We start from the raw sequence: 18,216 nt of genomic DNA, 5'->3' as shown, positions 1-18,216 counted from the left end.
CTACTCGGCTTCCCGATACAAACGAAGCAGTTCCGTAAAATCAGAGATCAGTACATCTGATCCTGCCAGTTCTTCGTCCCGTCCGAACCCTGCATAGGCACAGCCGATAACGGTCTGGTTATTCATTTTGCCTGCCTCCACATCCGAAGAGCGATCCCCTACCATCCATGCATCCTGAATCCGATGCTTCTCAAGCAGGATCTGAACCAAGTTAACTTTGGAAGCGGTCTTGTACTGTCCAGCACTATACACGCCTTCAAAGAGCGGCATGATCTCATGGGCGAAGGCCACGCCTTTGACATAGTCCTCCAGCCCGTTGCTGGCGACAAACAACCGCACACCCTGTTCTTTCAACGCTTTCAGCGTCTCTTTTACTTGTGGGTACAGCTGCGAGCTTCCCCCATCCAACCCTTCAATCTCCAACTGAAGCAGCAATTCGTCTGCACGTCGATGGGCCGCAACTGAAGCTTCGGGCATAACCACTTTCCATATATCCTCTAGCAACATCCCCAGGCTTCCCAGCATTCGTTCTTCAGGAGGAGTCTCTCCCTCAAAATGCCCTTCGGCCCGCAATGTATCAAACAGCTGATGATAGGCTGGCAACAACAGAGTTTCCGTCTGAAACAAAGTACCATCCATATCAAAAATCATCGCTTCCGGTTTACGCAATACCGTCTCTTTTGTCATGTCCAATGTTCCTTTCGGATTGGGATATGTATTCGGAATCGTTCCCCTTCCATGATAAACATAAACGTTTGGCAGTGTAAACCGCGCAATGTAAAACATCTGTATCGTCGACGCCATACAAAATCCACAAACATTATACTTAAATTAAACAAACTATATACAAGTAAACATCCTTTAAGTATAATACTGAAAATAGTTCTTTAGACACCACACCTAAAGGACTATAATAGCTATTGTTCAAGTTTTTTCGACAAATACATATACCCCAAGGAGAGGCATAACAAACATGAAAAAGCACAGGACCTTCAAAATTTTTTATAAGATTGGTTTAGGTTATTTGCTCGTACTCGCGGTGCTCGCTGGCTCTATTTTATTGATTCAAAACAGTATCAGCCAGTTGCAACGAGAACTGGACTTTCTGGTGGATCACGATATGAAGGTACATGATCTAACCTATGAGATTGAAAATATTATGGTGAACATGGAGACAGGACAACGAGGTTATGTAATTACAGGACAAGAAAACTACCTGGACCCTTATAACACAGGCGTTCAACAGAAGAATATACTCAAGGATCAGCTTGCGGTGCTTGTCTCGGATAACCCGGCACAGCAGGCACTTCTTGAAAAAATTTCAGCTAAAATGGATGACTGGATTCAAATCGCTGGCGAACCGGTTATTGCGCTTCGAAAAGCGAATGATATGGCGGCGATAAGGCAATTTTTTGTGGAGGACCCCGGCAAGAAGGATATGGATGAGATTCGCGGTTTATTGAATACATTTCGCACCAATGAGCTGGCGTTGACTGAAAATCGCACCGAAGCGCTGAAGCAAAAGAACAAAATTTTGAACTGGGAGCTTTACGGAGCGCTTATCGTTGTGGCCTTGATCTCGATCTTTGCAGCCTTGATTCTATCCCGTTCCATTGTAAAAAACATCCGAACAGTAATCCGCGCGCTGAATGACATCGGCTCCTCCAATGGCGATCTGACACTGCGCATTGCCACGCCGATGAAGGATGAAACGCGGGAACTTGCGGAGGCAGCCAATACGATGCTCCTTGGTTTGCAGCAGATGATGCTGGACGTCCAAAGCAACGCTACCACCCTGAACGCCGCATCTGACCGGCTGGATAAAGGCGTGTCCGACAGTCATCTGGCCGGAAAAGAGGTTGCCGCAGCCATGGAACGTGTGGCCGAAGGCGCAGATGAGCAGGTTGCACTTACACAGACGATGGTTGCCGCCATGGAACAATCCCTGACCGGACTCAACCGGGTTGCTGGCTCCGCATCGGAGGTTGCTGAACGCGCTGTACGCACAGAGTCCATTGCACTCGATGGACAGCAGCGAATTAATAATGCGGTTGGCAAAATGGGGACCATCGAACAATCCTTCCTGTCTGTTCAGGGAGCCATTCATGAAATATCCAAAATGTCCGATCAGGTCATCAACATTGCCGATTCCATGTCAGGCATTGCAAGACAAACGAATCTACTCGCGCTCAATGCTGGAATTGAAGCGGCGCGTGCAGGGGAGAATGGACGCGGATTCGCTGTAGTCGCTGGCGAAATTCGGAATCTGGCAGATCAAAGCGCCACCTCTGCCAAAGAAATTACAAGCATTCTGGAGACGGTCGTAGCTGGTATACAGAGCACCGTTCATGAAGTCGAAGGCAGTACACAGCATGTCAGCGAAGGCTTACAGACGATTGAAGACGCGGGCCAAGCCTTTGCGAATATTACGCAGCACATTCAAGACCTCAGCGCTGAGATGCTGGATGTATCCGCTGTGGTTGAAGAGCTCACCACAGGCAGCGAAGCAGTAATGACATCCATTAACGAAGTATCAGCCGTTGTAGAGGACACCGCATCTGCCACGGAGGAAGTATCGGCTATGACCGAGGAGCAGCTTGCGTCGTTACAGGAAATGGCGGATACGTCCAAGCAATTGAACGAAATGTCAGATGCGCTTGATCAATTGGTTAACCGATTCAAGCTGTCCTGACCCTATTGATCAGTCCCAGATAACACAAAGAAGCAGATCCCACTCTATAGGGATCTGCTTCTTTTTTTCAAAATGAAAGAACATTTAACATGAATCCTTTTCTAGCTCAGTACCTTTTTCGATCAGGATTGATCCGGATTACGCAGCGCTTCAAGGACAAGCTGTGCATGATAGCCATCGTTGAAATCGTATATTTTGGCAGGTTGGCCTTGAATACGGGCAATGACGTGTTTAAGTACAGGCAGCTGGCTTAAGGATTCATCTACTTCGACGGGAACAAGCGGCTCTCCGATGCGCCCACTCCATAGTTGGTCCCAGTTTTCCAAGGCAATCGTTCCTTCTGTACCGTAAACCACCATGGATACACGCTCTTCACCTGCAAAATGAGCAATCCCATTTAATTGAATTCGGGTTCCATCCTCTAGCTCCATCGCGGCCTGAATTTCATGTTCACATTCACCTGTATTTTGAGGAAATTGAACCTCACTGTTAATCACACGGATAGCACCAAACACATTTTGGATCATATGAATCCAGTGGATTCCCACTTCAAGAATGAATCCGCCCTGCTCGCGGCTGGTAATCCAGGCATTTTGCTGCCACGCTCGTGGCCACTGAGGGAATTGCAGAATCAGATCGATTTTGCGAATCTCACCAATCGTTTCCTGACGAATCAGCTCTTGCAATTTCACTACTGATGGTTCATGCGGCATGGAGAAATGAATTGCATGTACTACACCAGCCTTCTCGGCTGCCTCGAGCATTGCTCTAGCTTCCTCCACGCTATTGGCCAATGGCTTCTCACAGAATACATGAATCTTGCGCTTTAATGCCCCCATAACGACTGGATAATGATATTTAGGTGGAACTGCTATGTACAGCAGATCAACCGGATGTGTGTCGAGCAATTGCTTGAAATCCATATACGTCTTCGTCTCCGGATGCGAGGAAGCAAACGATGTCAAATTTTCCTCACTGGAATCGCACACTGCTACAATCTCTACTTTTTCGGATAGTTCTGCCTCTGTTGCCTGATGTATCATATGTATTCCCATTTTGCCCAGACCAATTACGGCCATTTTTATCGTTGTCATTTAACTCACTCCCATCGAATTTCAGTATAACAGAAAGCATAATATTGCCAATCCTTGCACGGGACGAAATGGAAAGCATACGCTTCTAATTTGATCTACACAAAAAAATACATCATATTATATATTATTTTACATTTAATTCTATAAATCTTGTTTATAGGTAATTCGTTGCAGGAATATATAACCAATTTATTTTCTCATATGGGACAAGACATTAAGCGTTTCCAACCTAAGAATCAGGAACTTATACTCATAAAAGCGGTTGACAAAAAACCACAAAAAAAGCTACTCTTCCTATTAACAAGGATTTATTTCCTTTTACAACCTTAGACAACGACATACACTCCAAAAATGGAACTTGACCTGTGGGTCCAAAAACCTATTTTGTGAAGCGAGGTGTCCCGCATGAGAACAGTTGCGGACTATTTGGCAGAAGCTCTGCGTAATTTAGGCGTTACTCATGTCTTTGGTATTATCGGAAAATCCATCTGTCCTGCTGTCCTGAAAATGGTCGATTACGGTTTGGAATTCATTCCAGGTCGCCATGAATCCAGTTCAGGCTTTGCCGCATCGGGCTATGCCCTCCAAACAGGGAAACTGGGTGTGGCCTTCGCCACTTCTGGTCCGGGCGGAACCAACTTGCTCACCGCTGCAGCCCATGCCAAGGCCAATAATTTGCCCGTCCTGTTTATTACGGGTCATCAATCCATTCAGGAATTGGGGCTTCCGCAATGTCAGGACTCTTCTTCCTACTTGGCTGATCTGGCGGAGATGTTCCGTCCTGCCACGCTATTCAGCAAACTGGTGGAGCGTGGTGATCATTTCAGCACCATATTGAATCACGCCCTTTCCATTGCACTCGGTCCCAACAAAGGGCCCGTCCATCTCTGTCTTCCTTTTGATGTACAAACCGAACAGCTTGCTGACTTTCGGGTTGTCATCCCGGAGCCAGAACCCCTGATTAGCGTATCCAACTTGAATCGTATCCTCCCCTTACTTCAACAGTCCAGTCATCCTTTAATTATTGCAGGCAAAGGCGTCAGCCGCGCCAGAGCCCATGATGAATTGCTCCATTTTGCCGAACATTTCAATATTCCTGTCATTACTTCTCCTGGCGGAAAAGGTGCCATTGCTTGGGATCATCCCCTATATCATGGGCCCTGCGGTGTTGGTGGCTTCCCTCATGCAGATGAACTACTGAATCAAAGTGATCTCTATATCGTACTCGGTTCACGTCTAAGTGATATGACGATCTGTAATTTGAAGCCTGAGAACCATCCTGCACATCTGATTCAATTCGACGCTGATCCTACATTCGTTGGTAAAATACTTAACGCTCAAACCTTACATATCACCGGAGACTTGAAGGACAACCTGCAGTTTTTGCTCGGTACACTGACAGAACAACCTATTGTTCCAAAAGAAACGACAACTGTAGATTACACCGTACCTCTCCCGGATCTGCCGAACCTGTCCCTGGCATCCGTGCTGGAAGAAATGAGTGAACTGCTTCCATATGATCATAAGCTGTTTGTAGATGATGGTAGTCATGGTTTTCATGCCGTTCAACGATATAAAGTCAAGAAACCCGGCAGCTTTGTGTTTGACGCCTACTTTGCCTGCATGGGTAATGCCATCGGCATGGCTATTGGGGCCAAGACTGCCGCACCGGAAGAAACCATCGTATGCATTACAGGTGACGGATGCTTCATGATGCTTGGAACCGAGATTAACACTGCTGTATGCAACAATCTGCATGTCATCTTCATCGTCGTGAACAATAAACAGCTGGATATGGCACTGAAAGGCATGGAAAAAACAACAGGCCGGATCGATGGCACCTTGTACGAGGTTCCCGTGGATGCGGCAAAGTTTGCGGAGTCTCTCGGCGCTGTTGCTTTCCGGGCGGAAACACGGGCCGAATTCACATCTGCTCTACAGACCGCGCAGCAGCTGAACCAAGTTACTGTAATTGAGCTTCTTACCGATCGCGACGAGATTCCACCCACGGCTCACCGTACCGTGACTTTGAATTAGGAGGAACATAGGCATGAGTGAACAAGTAACTCAAGGATTGGAGCGTTTTGCAAAGCTTTCGGGTGAATATGGTGCAAAAGCATTGGCACCCATTAAGGATCAGTTCCCTGAGCTCGCCGAGTTTATTATGGGAACGGCTTACGGTGATATTTTTCAACGTACCACTATTACCGATCAATGGAAGGAAGTTGCGATTATCTCCTCACTGATCTCACAAGGGCAGTATGAGCAGTTGGGGGTTCATTATACGATGGCGCTAAGTGTCGGTGTAACTGTAGATCAGCTCAAAGGAATTTTGCTGCATCTGGCACCTTGTGTTGGAGCACCGCGGATCATCAGTGCTTTTAATATATTGCTCGCTACACTGGATGAAATCCAATAATTCACTCTTCTACATTTTTATACACGATTCGACTTTTTTATTGATCTTATTACATCTCTACCTTTATAATATGGTTAAATTATCCTTCGAATCCGCCTACATCTCAGAAGCATTCAGCGAGGGCCTCAAGGCCTATGTCTTGGTGAGCGGGATAGCCTTAACTCATTTAAAGGAGAGATAACAATCATGGGAAGTTTTATACTGAATACTGACGTTCCGAACAAGGTGTTGAACATTGAACTGGAGGGCTCTTTCTCTCAAGAAGACGGTTTACGTTCCATCTCGGCATATCAGGACACGATCGCTCCGATTAACACCAAGGAGTATGAGCTGAATATTGATTGCAAAAAGTTGAATGTTACCGCTCCGGAAATTGTGCCTCTTCTCGAGGGCTGCCTGCAGATGTTCAAAAAAGATGAATATAAAAAAGTGGTGTTGACGCTTGAGAATAATGCCATTCTGAAAATGCAGCTGTCCCGTCTTGGACGGTCTGTCGGACTGGAAAATCTTGAGATCATCTCCACGGTTACGACCTAATAAACCAGGCGGACAAGCTGAGGGTTCACCCATCCGCTCAGAAGGAGAATGAAGATGGCTGGAATTCGTATTGTAGATATCGATATCTATCATCCAACGAACAAGGTGGGCAATGACTTTTATATTGAACATTTTGATGCAAGAGGTGTAGATATTCGGGGATTGTTAAAGGCACTTGGGCGTGATACACGTTACAAAATTGACAACGATGATGAAAACTCACTAAGCATGGCCTTTGAGGCCGCCAGTAATTTGCTCGAAAAGACCGGACTCACCGGTGCCGATATCGATCTGATTGCTTATGCAAGTCAAACGCCGGAATACATCTTTCCTACGAATTCCTTAATGATTCATCGCCTGATTAACGGGGCATCCCATACGATCTGCATTGATAGCAATGCCAACTGTGCGGGCATGACCGCAGCCTTTGAACAAGTTAGCCGTCAGATGATGAGCAATCCCAGAATTCGTCGTGCTTTGATTATTGGCTCGGATTACGTGGCTCCTCACGCCAGTCCGGATGATCCTGTATACTTCGCGAACTTTGGGGACGCAGCAGCAGCTGTCATTGTTGAGCGGAATGAGCAGGCTGTCGGTTTTATTGACTCGATCTATCAGACCGATACCTGTGTGTACGGCAATTCTCTTTTCCCGGCACAAGGTCTTGCAAAACTGGGCCAAACCGGTGTTGACGCGGGGGCCTTCCATGTCAAATTCATACCGTTTGATGATTCCATCTGTGTAGGTGCAGCCTCTGAATCGATTCGAACTTTGCTGAGTCGTAACGAGATAGGAGCCGACGAGATCAAAGCCGCTTGTTTCTCCCAATTATCTATTGGCAATATACGTGCTGTATCCGAAAACATTGGCATTGGCGAAGATATTGCCGTCTACATCGGAGACGAGTTCGGGTACACCTCAACCAGCAGTCCGTTTATTGCATTACATCGAGCCATTACATCCGGCCAAATTCAGCGTGGTGATAAAGTGCTGTTCTGGACAGTCGGAGCTGGGTGGCAAAATGTTGCCATGGTCGTTGAATACTGAGAGCTTGACACGGAATTCCAAAAAGCAGGGCAGCCTTTTTTAACAAAAAAAGGATGGTCCTGCTTTTTTATTATTTTATATTTGAATGATAACTTACATTGGATAACATTCCATCCCCATTACTTCAAAACCAACGAGGAGCATGCTCTAAACGTTCCTTTCATCGCAAAAACCGCTCCCTTTGCAGAGAACGGCAATGAGAATGATATGTTGTCCTCATCAGAAAATCTTCTTTGTCTCCCGATCATCCTTAAGAATCTCGACTGCCTCACGAAAACGCAAGGAATGCACAATCTCCCGTTCCCTCAGAAACTTGAGACTGTCCTGTAGATCCACGTCATCCGTCAGATCGATCAACCACTGATATGTAGCCCGAGCCTTCTCTTCCGCTGCAATATCCTCGTACAAATCTGCGATTGGATCCCCTTTCGAAGCAATGTAGGCTGCTGTAAATGGTACACCGGAAGAATTCGTATAGAACAAAGCAGAATCACGCTGTGCATAGTTCGGCCCAAGCCCCGCTGCTTCCAGTTGCTCCACAGTCGCATCCTTTGTCAGCTTGTAGATCATTGTTGCAATCATCTCAAGATGAGCAAATTCCTCCGTCCCTATATCATTCAACAGCCCGATAATCTTGTCCGGAATTGTATACCGCTGGTTCAGATACCGCAGGGCAGCCGCCAGTTCTCCGTCTGCGCCTCCATACTGTTCAGCCAGCAATTTCGCCATATGAGGATCACATTTGCTAACCCGAACGGGATATTGCAATTTTTTCTCATACACCCACATGCAGACGCCTCCTCTTTTAAATCAAATCCTACCTGTTACGATCCCTCGAGTTCCCGGCCTGGAACGACTGCAAGGAAACCCGAGGATGTTATCTCACACTTGCCAAGGCCATGGTGTCTGGGACCATTCCCACGGATATTTGGAGAAAGCATGCCCAAAGTTCATCAGCGGTCCGTACAATTGCTGAAACTCATGTGCCACTCTCATCCGCTCCTGGCTGAATTTGTTGTATTGCTCGATGCTTTGATAGTCGCCCGGGTGGGTGTCCAGATACAGATTCAGCTCAACCAATACAAAATCCAGGGCCTGAAGTTCCTCCAGCAGCTCATAGTATTTTGCATCACAGGCTTTGGGTGCTTCAGGTTCCATCTGCTTCCACCTTCCTTCCCTTCGAGCTCGCAGGTGTATAAGGACTGTATAAAGCAGGCCACAACGTTCCAATTCTTAAAGCTTCTGCGGGACTGTACTGCGGCCAGCCCATCGGCTGAAATGGGATAAACAATTGCGGAGGAACCAGGTACGTCCGAATCGTCTTCGGTGGACATGGATCAAACGGCCCCACAAAAGGGGCGTAAGCACGAAGCTGCGGATCTGACACAGAACAACGCCTCCTTCATCACTGATTTGGTACATTCGACATCCCTACATTACAAGCTTTCATTTCCCGTCTCTATAACCATATGTCGCTGTCCCCCAAGTTAATCCCATATTTAGCGGAACGCAAAAAAAGACCTTCGAACAACTTACCCCGCTGGGCAGTGTCCAAAGGTCACTTCATTTGATATGGCGGCATAAGCATCAATGATTATTTCATCAATACTCAGTCCCTGTTACGTTCACGATCATCATCCTGCATCGAACCTGGTTCCTTTTCTATTTCCACCTTATCTTCTTCAGGATCGGGTCGCTTATATACCTTCACACGGGTAATTCGGAGACGGGTGGATTCTTCCACTTCAAAGACATAACCGTTTTGCTCCCGTGTTTTACCTTTGACCGCGCTGCCTTCCAATTCCTTGAATAGCCAGCCGCCAATCGTATCGACTTCCTCATCCTCAATGACAGCTCCTGTCCATTCATGGACCTCTTCAATCAGGGAACGACCATCGATGGAAAAGGCTTCTCCACTGCGCTCCATATGCGGACGTTCGTCTTCGAACTCATCATATAGATCACCAACGATCTCTTCCAAAATCTCTTCAGCAGTCAGCAAGCCGGCTGTACCGCCATATTCGTCGACCACCAGCGTCATCTGGGAGTGCTTTTTCTGCATCAGACGAAGTACATGACTGATCTCCATCGATTCAGGAACATTCAGAATTGGTCGAACAAGCGCAGCCAGATCATGCTGCTGGGCTGGTTCAGCGAGAAGCAGATCGGTAATGTGGATAAATCCGATAATCTCATCCTTATCCTCAACAGCTACAGGGTAACGGGAATGCTTCGTTGCATTAATGATTTTCAGGTTTTCTTCCAGCGACATATGAGTGTACAGACAGTCCATATCCGTACGTGGCAGCATAATTTCACGTGCCAGCATATCGGAGAAATCAAAGATGTTATCCATCAGTTTGATTTCATCCTTGTCGATAACACCACTCTTCGCACTTTGCTTCATCAAGATGCGAAGCTCATCTTCCGAATGGGCCTCCCCTTCGCTGGCGGGTTCGATGCCCGCCAAACGCAGCAGTGCATTGGCTGATACGTTCAGTACCCAGATGAATGGGAAGAAAATTTTATAAAATAACAGCAACGGCGCCGATAGCAACAAAGCCACTCCGTCTGTTTTTTGAATCGCCAGAGATTTGGGCGCAAGCTCACCCAGTACAATGTGCAAGAACGTAATGATACAGAAACCAATGATGACCGATACCGTGGATATAAGTCCTGTGTCCGCTACACCAAGCTTGAACATCAGAGGTTCTACCAGCAATTCGGAAATAGCCGGTTCACCTAGCCAACCAAGCCCCAGCGATGTCAGCGTGATTCCGAACTGGGTTGCCGATAGATAGGCATCCAATTTACCATTCACCTTCAGTGCATAACCAGCCAACTTATTCCCTTCACTCTGTAATTGAGTGAGGCGTGTTTGTCTAACTTTGACCAGAGAAAATTCCGCTGCGACAAATACACCATTCAAAAATACGAGCAGAAACACACAGACCAGATTAAAAACCAACTGCCCAAGATGAAATTCGGTATGAATACCCAAGTCGAAACTCCCCTTTTCTCTCTATTTCAGGAATACACCTGGAATATCAACGTGTAATTGCTTTTCTCGATTTGAAATCCACACCTTTATAATACATATCTGCCACCAGCAGATTCGGACCGCAGCAAGAAGCAGCATCACAATGACAGTTCACTGTCTGATTCAAAGGATGTTCCGCCGACCACTCATGGAATACGTCATCCAGCTTCCGGTCACTAATGTTGCCAAACGCCGGGATGTCGGCAAAATCGGTAACATACACGTTCCCAGTGAACATGTTCACGTTAACTCGGTTACGACCATCGGGATCATTACGAACCGTCACTTTAGGCTCGCTATACAGGCGGTTGATCAGTTCGCGATCCTGCTCTGCTGCACTGCATGCGAAGAACGGAAGTGTACCAAACAGCATCCACATATCCTTGTCACGCACATCTAACAAACGATGAATTGCTGCTCTCATATGATCAAGGGAAAGCACCGGCAGCGAAGAAGCAAAATTCGAATTGTACATCGGATGCACTTCATGACGGACACAGCCCATCTCACGGATCAATTGATGAATGCCCTCAAGCTTGTCATGAGTACGGAAGTTAATCATGGACTCCGCAGAGATAAACATGCCCGCTTCACTGAGTTTTTGGGAATTTTCAATCATTTTCTCATACATCTTCACCGCGACTTCCCGTTTTACAGGTCTACCACTGTTGGCAAACCCGACTTGGTGAAAGTCATCGGCATTCAGATAATTGAATGAGATATGCATAACGTCCAGATAAGGCAGAAGCTGCTCGTACCGACGGTAATCCAGCGTCAGATTGGAGTTAATCTGGGTACGAATGCCCCGTTCCTTGGCATATTTGAGGAGCGGAATGATCATCTCATCCACGGTCTTCTGGCTGAAGCTCGGCTCACCACCCGTCAGACTGATCGTCTGAAGGTGCTCAACCTCATCCAGCCTTTTAATCATCAAAGGCAGCGGAAGCGCAGGTGCTTCGCGCATCGTTAACATATCTCCTACCGCACAATGCTCGCAGCGCATATTGCACAGATGAGTCACGGTCATTTCTACACTGGTCAGCACATGGCGTCCATATGTACGCAAAGAGCCGATCGGATCCCAAGGATCATTAGTCGGCGATAAAGGCATCGGTTCTACCGATCCTGAGTTTAGCATGGTCATTGTTCTTCACCTTATTCCTTTTATTAACCTAAAAAGTTTTATTTACAACATACCCCGTCTGCAACTTTTGGAGTTATCTTTAATCATAGCACAATTTCCTGTGCTCTGGCATGAGCATGCTCTGTCCATTACATGACAAAAAACGCCCGCGTAATATCAAGGCCTTGCTGGCCCGGATATTACGAAATGAGCGTTGACCCATTCGCCATTTGACGTAAGGATATCAAAATAATTCGCCACGCGCTGAAGCTGGCGTAGCGTCTTCCACACCCTCAACACCTGTAATCATAACAGACAACGCTGTAGACAGATCGATCTCGTAGGGTGCACTTAATGTCTGTCCGTCTGCATCCTTGAGAACACGAATACGTGGTCGTTGCGGAATGCGCGTATGGATGTCTGCAACAACCCCGACCTCCCCTGTACTCAGCGTGACGGAGATACCTAAGGGATAAATGGCTACGCAGTCACGGAATTTCTCCAGCATTCGCTGTTCATATAAAGTTCCTGAACCCGTGTATAATACTTCCACAGCTTGATGTGGCAGCAAAGCTTGTTTATATACCCGATTGGTTGTCATCGCATCATACGAATCGGCAAGAGCCAGCCATTTGGCGTACTCATGAATCTCTTTGTCTTTCAAACCAAAAGGATAGCCGCTGCCATCAATCCGTTCATGGTGTTGTAATGCGCAATGGGCAGCAAGGAGCGGTATACCCGGTTCGTCTTTGAGAATACGATGTCCATATGTAGTATGCTGCTGTATGATTTTAAATTCCTCATCGCTCAATTTGGCAGGCTTGTGCAGAATTTCTGGAGCAATCTGTGTTTTTCCAATATCATGTAACAAGGCACCCAGACCAATCTCCATTAATTGCTGGCGGGTATAACCCGATGCCACACCAAGAACCAGCGTATACACACATACATTAAGAGAATGATTATACAGGTCAAAATCACTGGCGTTCATATCCATCAGCATAATCATTGCTTCCTTCTGACTGCCGATGTCCTCCAGAATCGTATTCATTAACCCGCTAAGTGCTTTTCCGAAGTGTGGGATTCGGCTTTTGGTTTTGAGACCCGACATACTCTGAAACTGCTGTTTAATCTCAACCAACGCTCTGCGCCTGGTCTCTTCCTGCAGCATATCCGGAATGATGATATCCTCTGTTGCTGCATCCGAAATATACACATATCCAATCCCCAGGTCCTTCAGACGTCCAATCAACCGACTGGTCAGCTCCACTCCCTCACTCAGCAGAACCAAACCCTCTTCACTATAAATTCGTTTCCCCAGCTTCATGCCAGGCTGCAATAGGTTTATATGTACTAAACGCACAGCCTATCCTCTCCCGCTCCGTAGATGTAATTTCCACTAGCCGCCGCTTCAGCAGAAGGCAAGTACTTGTTAGATTTTATGCCAACGGGATCGCAGGCTGTCATCCAGCGCCCCAGGCCTTTTTAATTCCGTTTCGAGCAGGTCACGTATGAATTCAGGAAGTCGATACGATATATCCGTTCCAAGAGCAAGGGACGGATATCCCACGTTAAAGGTAAACATGTCGAGTGTTCCTACCACATATTCATGTTCATCATGAATCGGCTCGCCCTCAATATATATGGCACGGATTTTCTCATATGGAGGCGAATGGGGGTCATACTCCACATCCATACCATCCATGCACAATGTTCCTAAAATATCCCCACGAAATCCAAACCCGATAATCGGTTTACGTGAAAACTCTGACAACAGGGACTGCTCCAGAGCCTCCCGAATCTGAATTCCATTCAAGCATATTGTACAGGCATTAATGGGAGATGGACATAGGGAATGTAACATTCCCTTCGTGATATTCCCCTGCGGAAGATTTCCAAGGAGCTGCCCAGCGTTAACAAGAGACAACTGCGCTCCAGTGAACTGCCGAACTGCCTGGGCAAGCAATGACGCAAACGGTGACTCATGATCGTAATCAATGGTCAGCGTCCTGTCCGTAATAACGGCTGTTTGGCCCAGCGCACGCTCAGCTTCCGTCCGGTGTGTATCTATAGCCAGCGATACGCTTTCTTCGAGCAACATGTTCTGAACCGGAACACAGCCGCTGCTCACCAGTGTAAGTTCATTCGCTTCATATTCCCGCTCCAGTACCACCTTACCGAGCCACTGGCCAAACTTGCCTGCCGCCCCAAGCACCGTCTGACCAATGATTAATTGTTCTTCCAGTACATGATGTGTATGTCCGCCCAGAATGACATCGATGCCTTGGATCTGTTCAGCCAATCTGCGATCTGTGGAAAGTCCCAGATGGGACAAGATAACGACTACATCCACCTGAGGACGCAAAGCTTCAACTTGCCCACGCAGCGTCTCTACCGGGTCCAATACATCCCATCCCAACAATTCGTAAAAAGCGGTAAAGGGTGCTGTAGCACCAAGCAAACCGATGCGAAATGGCCCCTTCTCCAAAATGAGAGAGGATTTCATCCAGACTGGTGGCAGGCCTGTAGCCTGGTCCACAACATTTCCACATACAACAGGACACAGAAGTCCAGAGTAAGACTGCGCCAGTTGCTCGGATGTAAATGTTAGTCCTTCATTATTCCCAATCGTTATCGCATCATAACCAGTCAGGTTAATGACATCCACGTTGGCTGCCCCCAAGGTACCCTCCGTCTCAACTGCCATCCGGTCCATATGATCTCCGATATCCACTACCAGAAATTCTCCAGCCTGTTCCTTCTCGTGTCCGATCATGGCGGCGATGGAGCTCATGGAGCCAAAATGACTATGGATGTCATTGGTGTGTAGAATCGTTAATGTTTGCGCCTTCTTGGTGCTCATCACACCGCCTCCCTCTTATCGTCGATAACGTACATTCTTCTAATGGATAAGCATAACATTTTCCGCGTCGTTATGATATATTTATAGGGTTTAGAGATTAAAAAGAGGTGAGTAATTTCCATGAAATTAACAATTCAACTATTTGCAGGAATCGCTGAACGTCTGGGCACATCCCTGCTTGAATATGATTATCCCGGAACGGATCCAACTCCTGTGCAATTAAAAGAAAAACTGGGCCTTGCTTACCCTGAAGCGGCTGCTCAAATACGTGTTTCTTTTCTGGCAGTAAACCAGCAGTATGCTTCTGCCGATATTATAATCAAGGCCCAGGATGAACTCGCCTTAATTCCCCCTGTATCGGGAGGAGATGGTTCCCATTTGAATGGTGACGGACATCGTTCATCCCATCCTGAGCATCGTACGGATGATGGATTATTTCTGATCACCCAGTCCCCACTGTCCGTCGAAGCTACAACGGAGCTCGTCATTACGGCAAACCATGGAGCTGCCCTTACCTTTGTTGGCACTACCCGTGAAATGACCGGACAACAACGAACGGTTTATCTTGAATATGAAGCCTATGTACCTATGGCACTTTCTCAGATGGCAGCTATCGGCAGTGAAATCAATGAACGCTGGCCAGGCGTAAAATGTGCGATTAGCCATCGGATTGGGAAGGTAGACGTAGCGGAGATCAGCGTCGTTATTGCCGTTTCCTCCCCTCATCGCAGTGACTGTTACGATGCAAGCCGTTACGCGATTGAAAGACTCAAACAGAATGTCCCCATCTGGAAAAAAGAAATATGGGAAGATGGTTCCGAGTGGAAAGGTCATCAACTAGGACCCTGGAACCCCACAGACAATTAAATAACTAGTCATTCGACCTGTTCGACGGGTGATGAAATTAGTAAATAAGTCGTTGTCAACCCATTTTTTTCTTGTTATTATAATCATATATGTCGATATTAGTCGAGGAAAAGGTGGTTTACACGTGAGAGTGCATGTTACTGATCTTAAAACTGGCGACCTGTTAAAAAATGATGTGTACAACAGTTCGGGTCTCCACATGCTGATGAAAGGTTCCACACTCAGCGACGATGATATTGCCAAGCTGCTGCAGCACGGAATCGATTACGCAGATGTAGAGCATACAACATCTGACCTCCACTCTGATGCACAAACCTTACCTTCCGATCAAACCCGTCTGTTAACTAACCTGTTTAACGATACGATCAAAGGTACAGAATCTCTGTTTGGACAAGCGATGGAGAAGGGTTTTATTGATGAGACTCAGGTCGATGAAATACTGATAACCCTAACGGGACAGCTTGAAAAACAAAAGGACGTTGTCTCCTTGCTGCTGATGCTTGACGGGGATAACGACTATACCTACAACCATTCCTTACAAGTCGGAATGCTCGCTTTTTATATCGCCGGCTGGATGGGCTACAATCCTGAGGAGTGTCTAACCGTGGCCAAAGCAGGATATCTTCACGATATTGGCAAGTCCAAGATTCCTTCTGAAATTTTACATAAGCCGGGCAAGTTAACGCCGGAAGAATTCGAAGAAATGAAGAAACATACGTTATATGGTTATGAGATTGTCAAAGAGTCCACTCAGGACGAGATCCTTGCAACCGTTGCCCTCCAGCATCATGAGCGCGAGGATGGAAGCGGCTACCCTTACGGACTGAAAGGTGACGAGATTCATCCATTTGCCCGTATAACGGCTGTAGCCGATGTGTACAGCGCGATGACGACTAATCGGGTGTATCAGACCAAGCAGGAATTAATCTCCGTGCTATGCGAACTGTACAGCCTCAGCTTCGGCCAGTTGAATGCTGAAGTTACGCAGGAACTCATCAAACACATGCTACCCAATTTTATTGGCAAAAGGGTTCTGCTCACGACCGGCGAAACCGGTCTGATTATCTTGAATAACCCTGCGGATTACTTCCGCCCACTCGTTCAGACCTCTACAGCCTTCATTGATTTAGCGAAGGAAAGAGATGTAGCTATCGTTGAAATTTATATCCAGTAACCATTAGTATTTAGGTATGCGCAGCAGCAGTTAGAGTAACCCAAGCTCAAGTGAACTTCTTACACGGTTATATTATTTGACGCAAATAAGGGGAGCCGTTAAGGCTTCCCTTTTTGAATACCGATTTGTTCATCATATTAAATAAAGAATGCTTTAGTGATGATAACCAACAGAATGAACAGTACCAAGATCGCACCCGTGTTTGTGAACATATTGTATCCGCCTACGCCGCCTACGTTGCCCCCACAGCCATATCCTACTTCGCTCATGTGATTGCCTCCTCTTCATCAGGTATACCCTAACATATGACGTTTGCGTTGGGATGAACCGGGCGAACTGGAAACATTCAATAAATGGTTGTCTGCCTGCTTTTGCCTAAATCAATCTTCACGTATACTCCTGATCTGTTCGTTAACCTGAGGAACTGGAAGAGACCTTGATTCCCTTCTCCTTACGATACATGATGACAAGTAATCTCCAAAAGTCATAACTGCCTGTTTCGTTCATTATATATGGTTGGTAGTAATGATAAGCTTCCTCAGCCCAAGACGGACAAGCCATACTGGAAATGCTCTTCTGCTGCTGAATCCAGGCTGACTGGGATTCCAGCATCTTCCCCATCGCTGTTAATCGTGCCCTTTCCTCCGTCGTCATTGGGGTCCCCTCCTGTCCTTCAACCGTCGAACTATATTCAGATTGCAAATATATCCCTGGATCAACAACACCATTTTCACTAGCCGTGTATCCATACGAAGGGGAGCTCGTTTTGCGTACCTCATAATGCACATGCGGACCCGTGCTTTCACCCGTGCTCCCCTGGTTGCCAAGAAGCTGTCCTTGTTTCACTTGCTGTCCAACTTTCACTGCAATTCGGGAAAGGTGAGCGTAACAATGCAAGTAGCCCCTATGATCCTGTACTGCAACCGTAAGCCCGTAACCACCGAATCCTGAGCCTGTAGCACCTTCCGCAGCAAAACGTACAGTCCCGTCCATAAATGCATGTATGGGCCCATTCCATGGCTCTGTGACGAGATCGATTCCACGATGAAATGTCTGACCACCAGAAATAGGATGAATTCGATAGCCAAATGAACTCGTAATCCGATATCCCTTAAACGGATTTATGCTCATGTATTCACATCCTTTTCTATCATTAGATGCTTAAATCTAGTAAATGGCTTGTGCTATTGATCTTATTTTATTACAAATAAACCCAGGATAGAGCATCCCAGTTCGTTTCTACTGCAATCAGGACCACCCGTCCAATGAAGTGACCCCGTAAAGTTAGACACATTATATCTTTAAGCAACTTGTTGGGCATGAATCCGGTACCGTACCGGACTCATGCCTTTTAGTTTTG

The 18,216-nt window shown here is 46.7% G+C and carries 18 protein-coding genes; 7 read left to right on the top strand and 11 right to left on the bottom strand.

The window, feature by feature from the left end; all coding sequences use genetic code 11:
• Positions 1–687 (bottom strand): HAD hydrolase-like protein, encoded by a 687-nt coding sequence (locus CRO25_RS31995; protein ID WP_063564342.1) that lies wholly within the window; start codon positions 685–687, stop codon positions 1–3.
• Between the two features lie 286 nt (positions 688–973).
• On the opposite strand from CRO25_RS31995, the gene CRO25_RS31990 reads away from it, so the two are divergent.
• Entirely contained in the window at positions 974–2,692 is a 1,719-nt protein-coding gene (locus CRO25_RS31990) for a methyl-accepting chemotaxis protein (protein ID WP_079697689.1), read from the top strand.
• A gap of 122 nt (positions 2,693–2,814) precedes the next feature.
• Here the strand turns inward: CRO25_RS31990 and CRO25_RS31985 are convergent, their stop codons facing one another.
• Positions 2,815–3,786 (bottom strand): Gfo/Idh/MocA family protein, encoded by a 972-nt coding sequence (locus CRO25_RS31985; protein ID WP_079697688.1) that lies wholly within the window; start codon positions 3,784–3,786, stop codon positions 2,815–2,817.
• Positions 3,787–4,191: 405 nt separating this feature from the next.
• On the opposite strand from CRO25_RS31985, the gene CRO25_RS31980 reads away from it, so the two are divergent.
• The 4 genes from CRO25_RS31980 (at position 4,192) to CRO25_RS31965 (ending at position 7,789) form a co-directional block, all read left to right on the top strand.
• The gene (locus tag CRO25_RS31980) at positions 4,192–5,823 is read left to right on the top strand and encodes a thiamine pyrophosphate-binding protein (protein WP_063564301.1); all 1,632 of its coding nucleotides are present in this window, start codon (positions 4,192–4,194) and stop codon (positions 5,821–5,823) included.
• Between the two features lie 13 nt (positions 5,824–5,836).
• On the top strand, positions 5,837–6,205 hold the full coding sequence (locus CRO25_RS31975; RefSeq protein WP_024629113.1) for a carboxymuconolactone decarboxylase family protein: 369 nt from the start codon (positions 5,837–5,839) through the stop codon (positions 6,203–6,205).
• Between the two features lie 186 nt (positions 6,206–6,391).
• Positions 6,392–6,742, top strand: a complete 351-nt coding sequence (locus CRO25_RS31970; RefSeq protein WP_063564300.1) for a hypothetical protein — start codon at positions 6,392–6,394, stop codon at positions 6,740–6,742.
• A gap of 54 nt (positions 6,743–6,796) precedes the next feature.
• Positions 6,797–7,789, top strand: coding sequence for a 3-oxoacyl-[acyl-carrier-protein] synthase III C-terminal domain-containing protein (locus CRO25_RS31965; RefSeq protein ID WP_063564299.1), 993 nt, complete (start codon positions 6,797–6,799; stop codon positions 7,787–7,789).
• A 219-nt stretch (positions 7,790–8,008) separates the two neighbouring features.
• On the opposite strand, the gene CRO25_RS31960 is transcribed toward CRO25_RS31965, so the two are convergent.
• The 7 genes from CRO25_RS31960 to CRO25_RS31930 all read right to left on the bottom strand — a co-directional run bounded on the left by CRO25_RS31960 (position 8,009) and on the right by CRO25_RS31930 (position 14,815).
• Positions 8,009–8,578 carry a manganese catalase family protein gene (locus tag CRO25_RS31960; RefSeq protein ID WP_063564298.1) on the bottom strand — a complete coding sequence of 190 codons (570 nt, stop codon included), beginning with the start codon at positions 8,576–8,578 and terminating at the stop codon, positions 8,009–8,011.
• 93 nt (positions 8,579–8,671) lie between these two features.
• A complete protein-coding gene (locus tag CRO25_RS31955; RefSeq protein ID WP_063564297.1) occupies positions 8,672–8,947 on the bottom strand; it encodes a spore coat protein CotJB in 276 nt (91 codons plus the stop codon).
• The gene (locus tag CRO25_RS31950; RefSeq protein ID WP_063564296.1) at positions 8,937–9,176 is read right to left on the bottom strand and encodes a spore coat associated protein CotJA; all 240 of its coding nucleotides are present in this window, start codon (positions 9,174–9,176) and stop codon (positions 8,937–8,939) included. The genes CRO25_RS31955 and CRO25_RS31950 overlap by 11 nt, the downstream gene beginning before the upstream one ends.
• 222 nt (positions 9,177–9,398) lie before the next feature.
• Entirely contained in the window at positions 9,399–10,784 is a 1,386-nt protein-coding gene (locus tag CRO25_RS31945) for a hemolysin family protein (RefSeq protein WP_372829737.1), read from the bottom strand.
• A gap of 52 nt (positions 10,785–10,836) precedes the next feature.
• A complete protein-coding gene (gene yfkAB / locus CRO25_RS31940; RefSeq protein ID WP_097115852.1) occupies positions 10,837–11,973 on the bottom strand; it encodes a radical SAM/CxCxxxxC motif protein YfkAB in 1,137 nt (378 codons plus the stop codon).
• 223 nt (positions 11,974–12,196) lie between these two features.
• Complete coding sequence (locus CRO25_RS31935) at positions 12,197–13,315, bottom strand: HD-GYP domain-containing protein (RefSeq protein WP_063564294.1); 1,119 nt, start codon at positions 13,313–13,315, stop codon at positions 12,197–12,199.
• Positions 13,316–13,384: 69 nt separating this feature from the next.
• Positions 13,385–14,815, bottom strand: a complete 1,431-nt coding sequence (locus tag CRO25_RS31930; protein WP_079697687.1) for a bifunctional UDP-sugar hydrolase/5'-nucleotidase — start codon at positions 14,813–14,815, stop codon at positions 13,385–13,387.
• Between the two features lie 120 nt (positions 14,816–14,935).
• Between CRO25_RS31930 and CRO25_RS34220 the strand changes: the two genes are divergently transcribed.
• Together CRO25_RS34220 and CRO25_RS31920 are read left to right on the top strand one after the other, a co-directional pair.
• Positions 14,936–15,682 (top strand): molybdenum cofactor biosynthesis protein MoaE, encoded by a 747-nt coding sequence (locus tag CRO25_RS34220; protein WP_079697686.1) that lies wholly within the window; start codon positions 14,936–14,938, stop codon positions 15,680–15,682.
• Positions 15,683–15,806: 124 nt separating this feature from the next.
• The gene (locus CRO25_RS31920) at positions 15,807–16,856 is read left to right on the top strand and encodes an HD-GYP domain-containing protein (RefSeq protein ID WP_079697685.1); all 1,050 of its coding nucleotides are present in this window, start codon (positions 15,807–15,809) and stop codon (positions 16,854–16,856) included.
• 137 nt (positions 16,857–16,993) lie between these two features.
• Here the strand turns inward: CRO25_RS31920 and CRO25_RS33740 are convergent, their stop codons facing one another.
• The gene (locus tag CRO25_RS33740) at positions 16,994–17,125 is read right to left on the bottom strand and encodes a YjcZ family sporulation protein (protein WP_211754048.1); all 132 of its coding nucleotides are present in this window, start codon (positions 17,123–17,125) and stop codon (positions 16,994–16,996) included.
• A 142-nt stretch (positions 17,126–17,267) separates the two neighbouring features.
• A complete protein-coding gene (locus CRO25_RS34215) occupies positions 17,268–17,987 on the bottom strand; it encodes a M23 family metallopeptidase (RefSeq protein WP_079697684.1) in 720 nt (239 codons plus the stop codon).
• Positions 17,988–18,216 lie beyond the last annotated feature (229 nt).

It is taken from the genome of Paenibacillus sp. RU5M (genome assembly GCF_900221055.1).
Lineage (GTDB): Bacteria > Bacillota > Bacilli > Paenibacillales > Paenibacillaceae > Paenibacillus > Paenibacillus marchantiae.
Note: the sequence above shows the minus strand (reverse complement) of the source record. Positions and strands in the feature narration are given on the sequence as shown.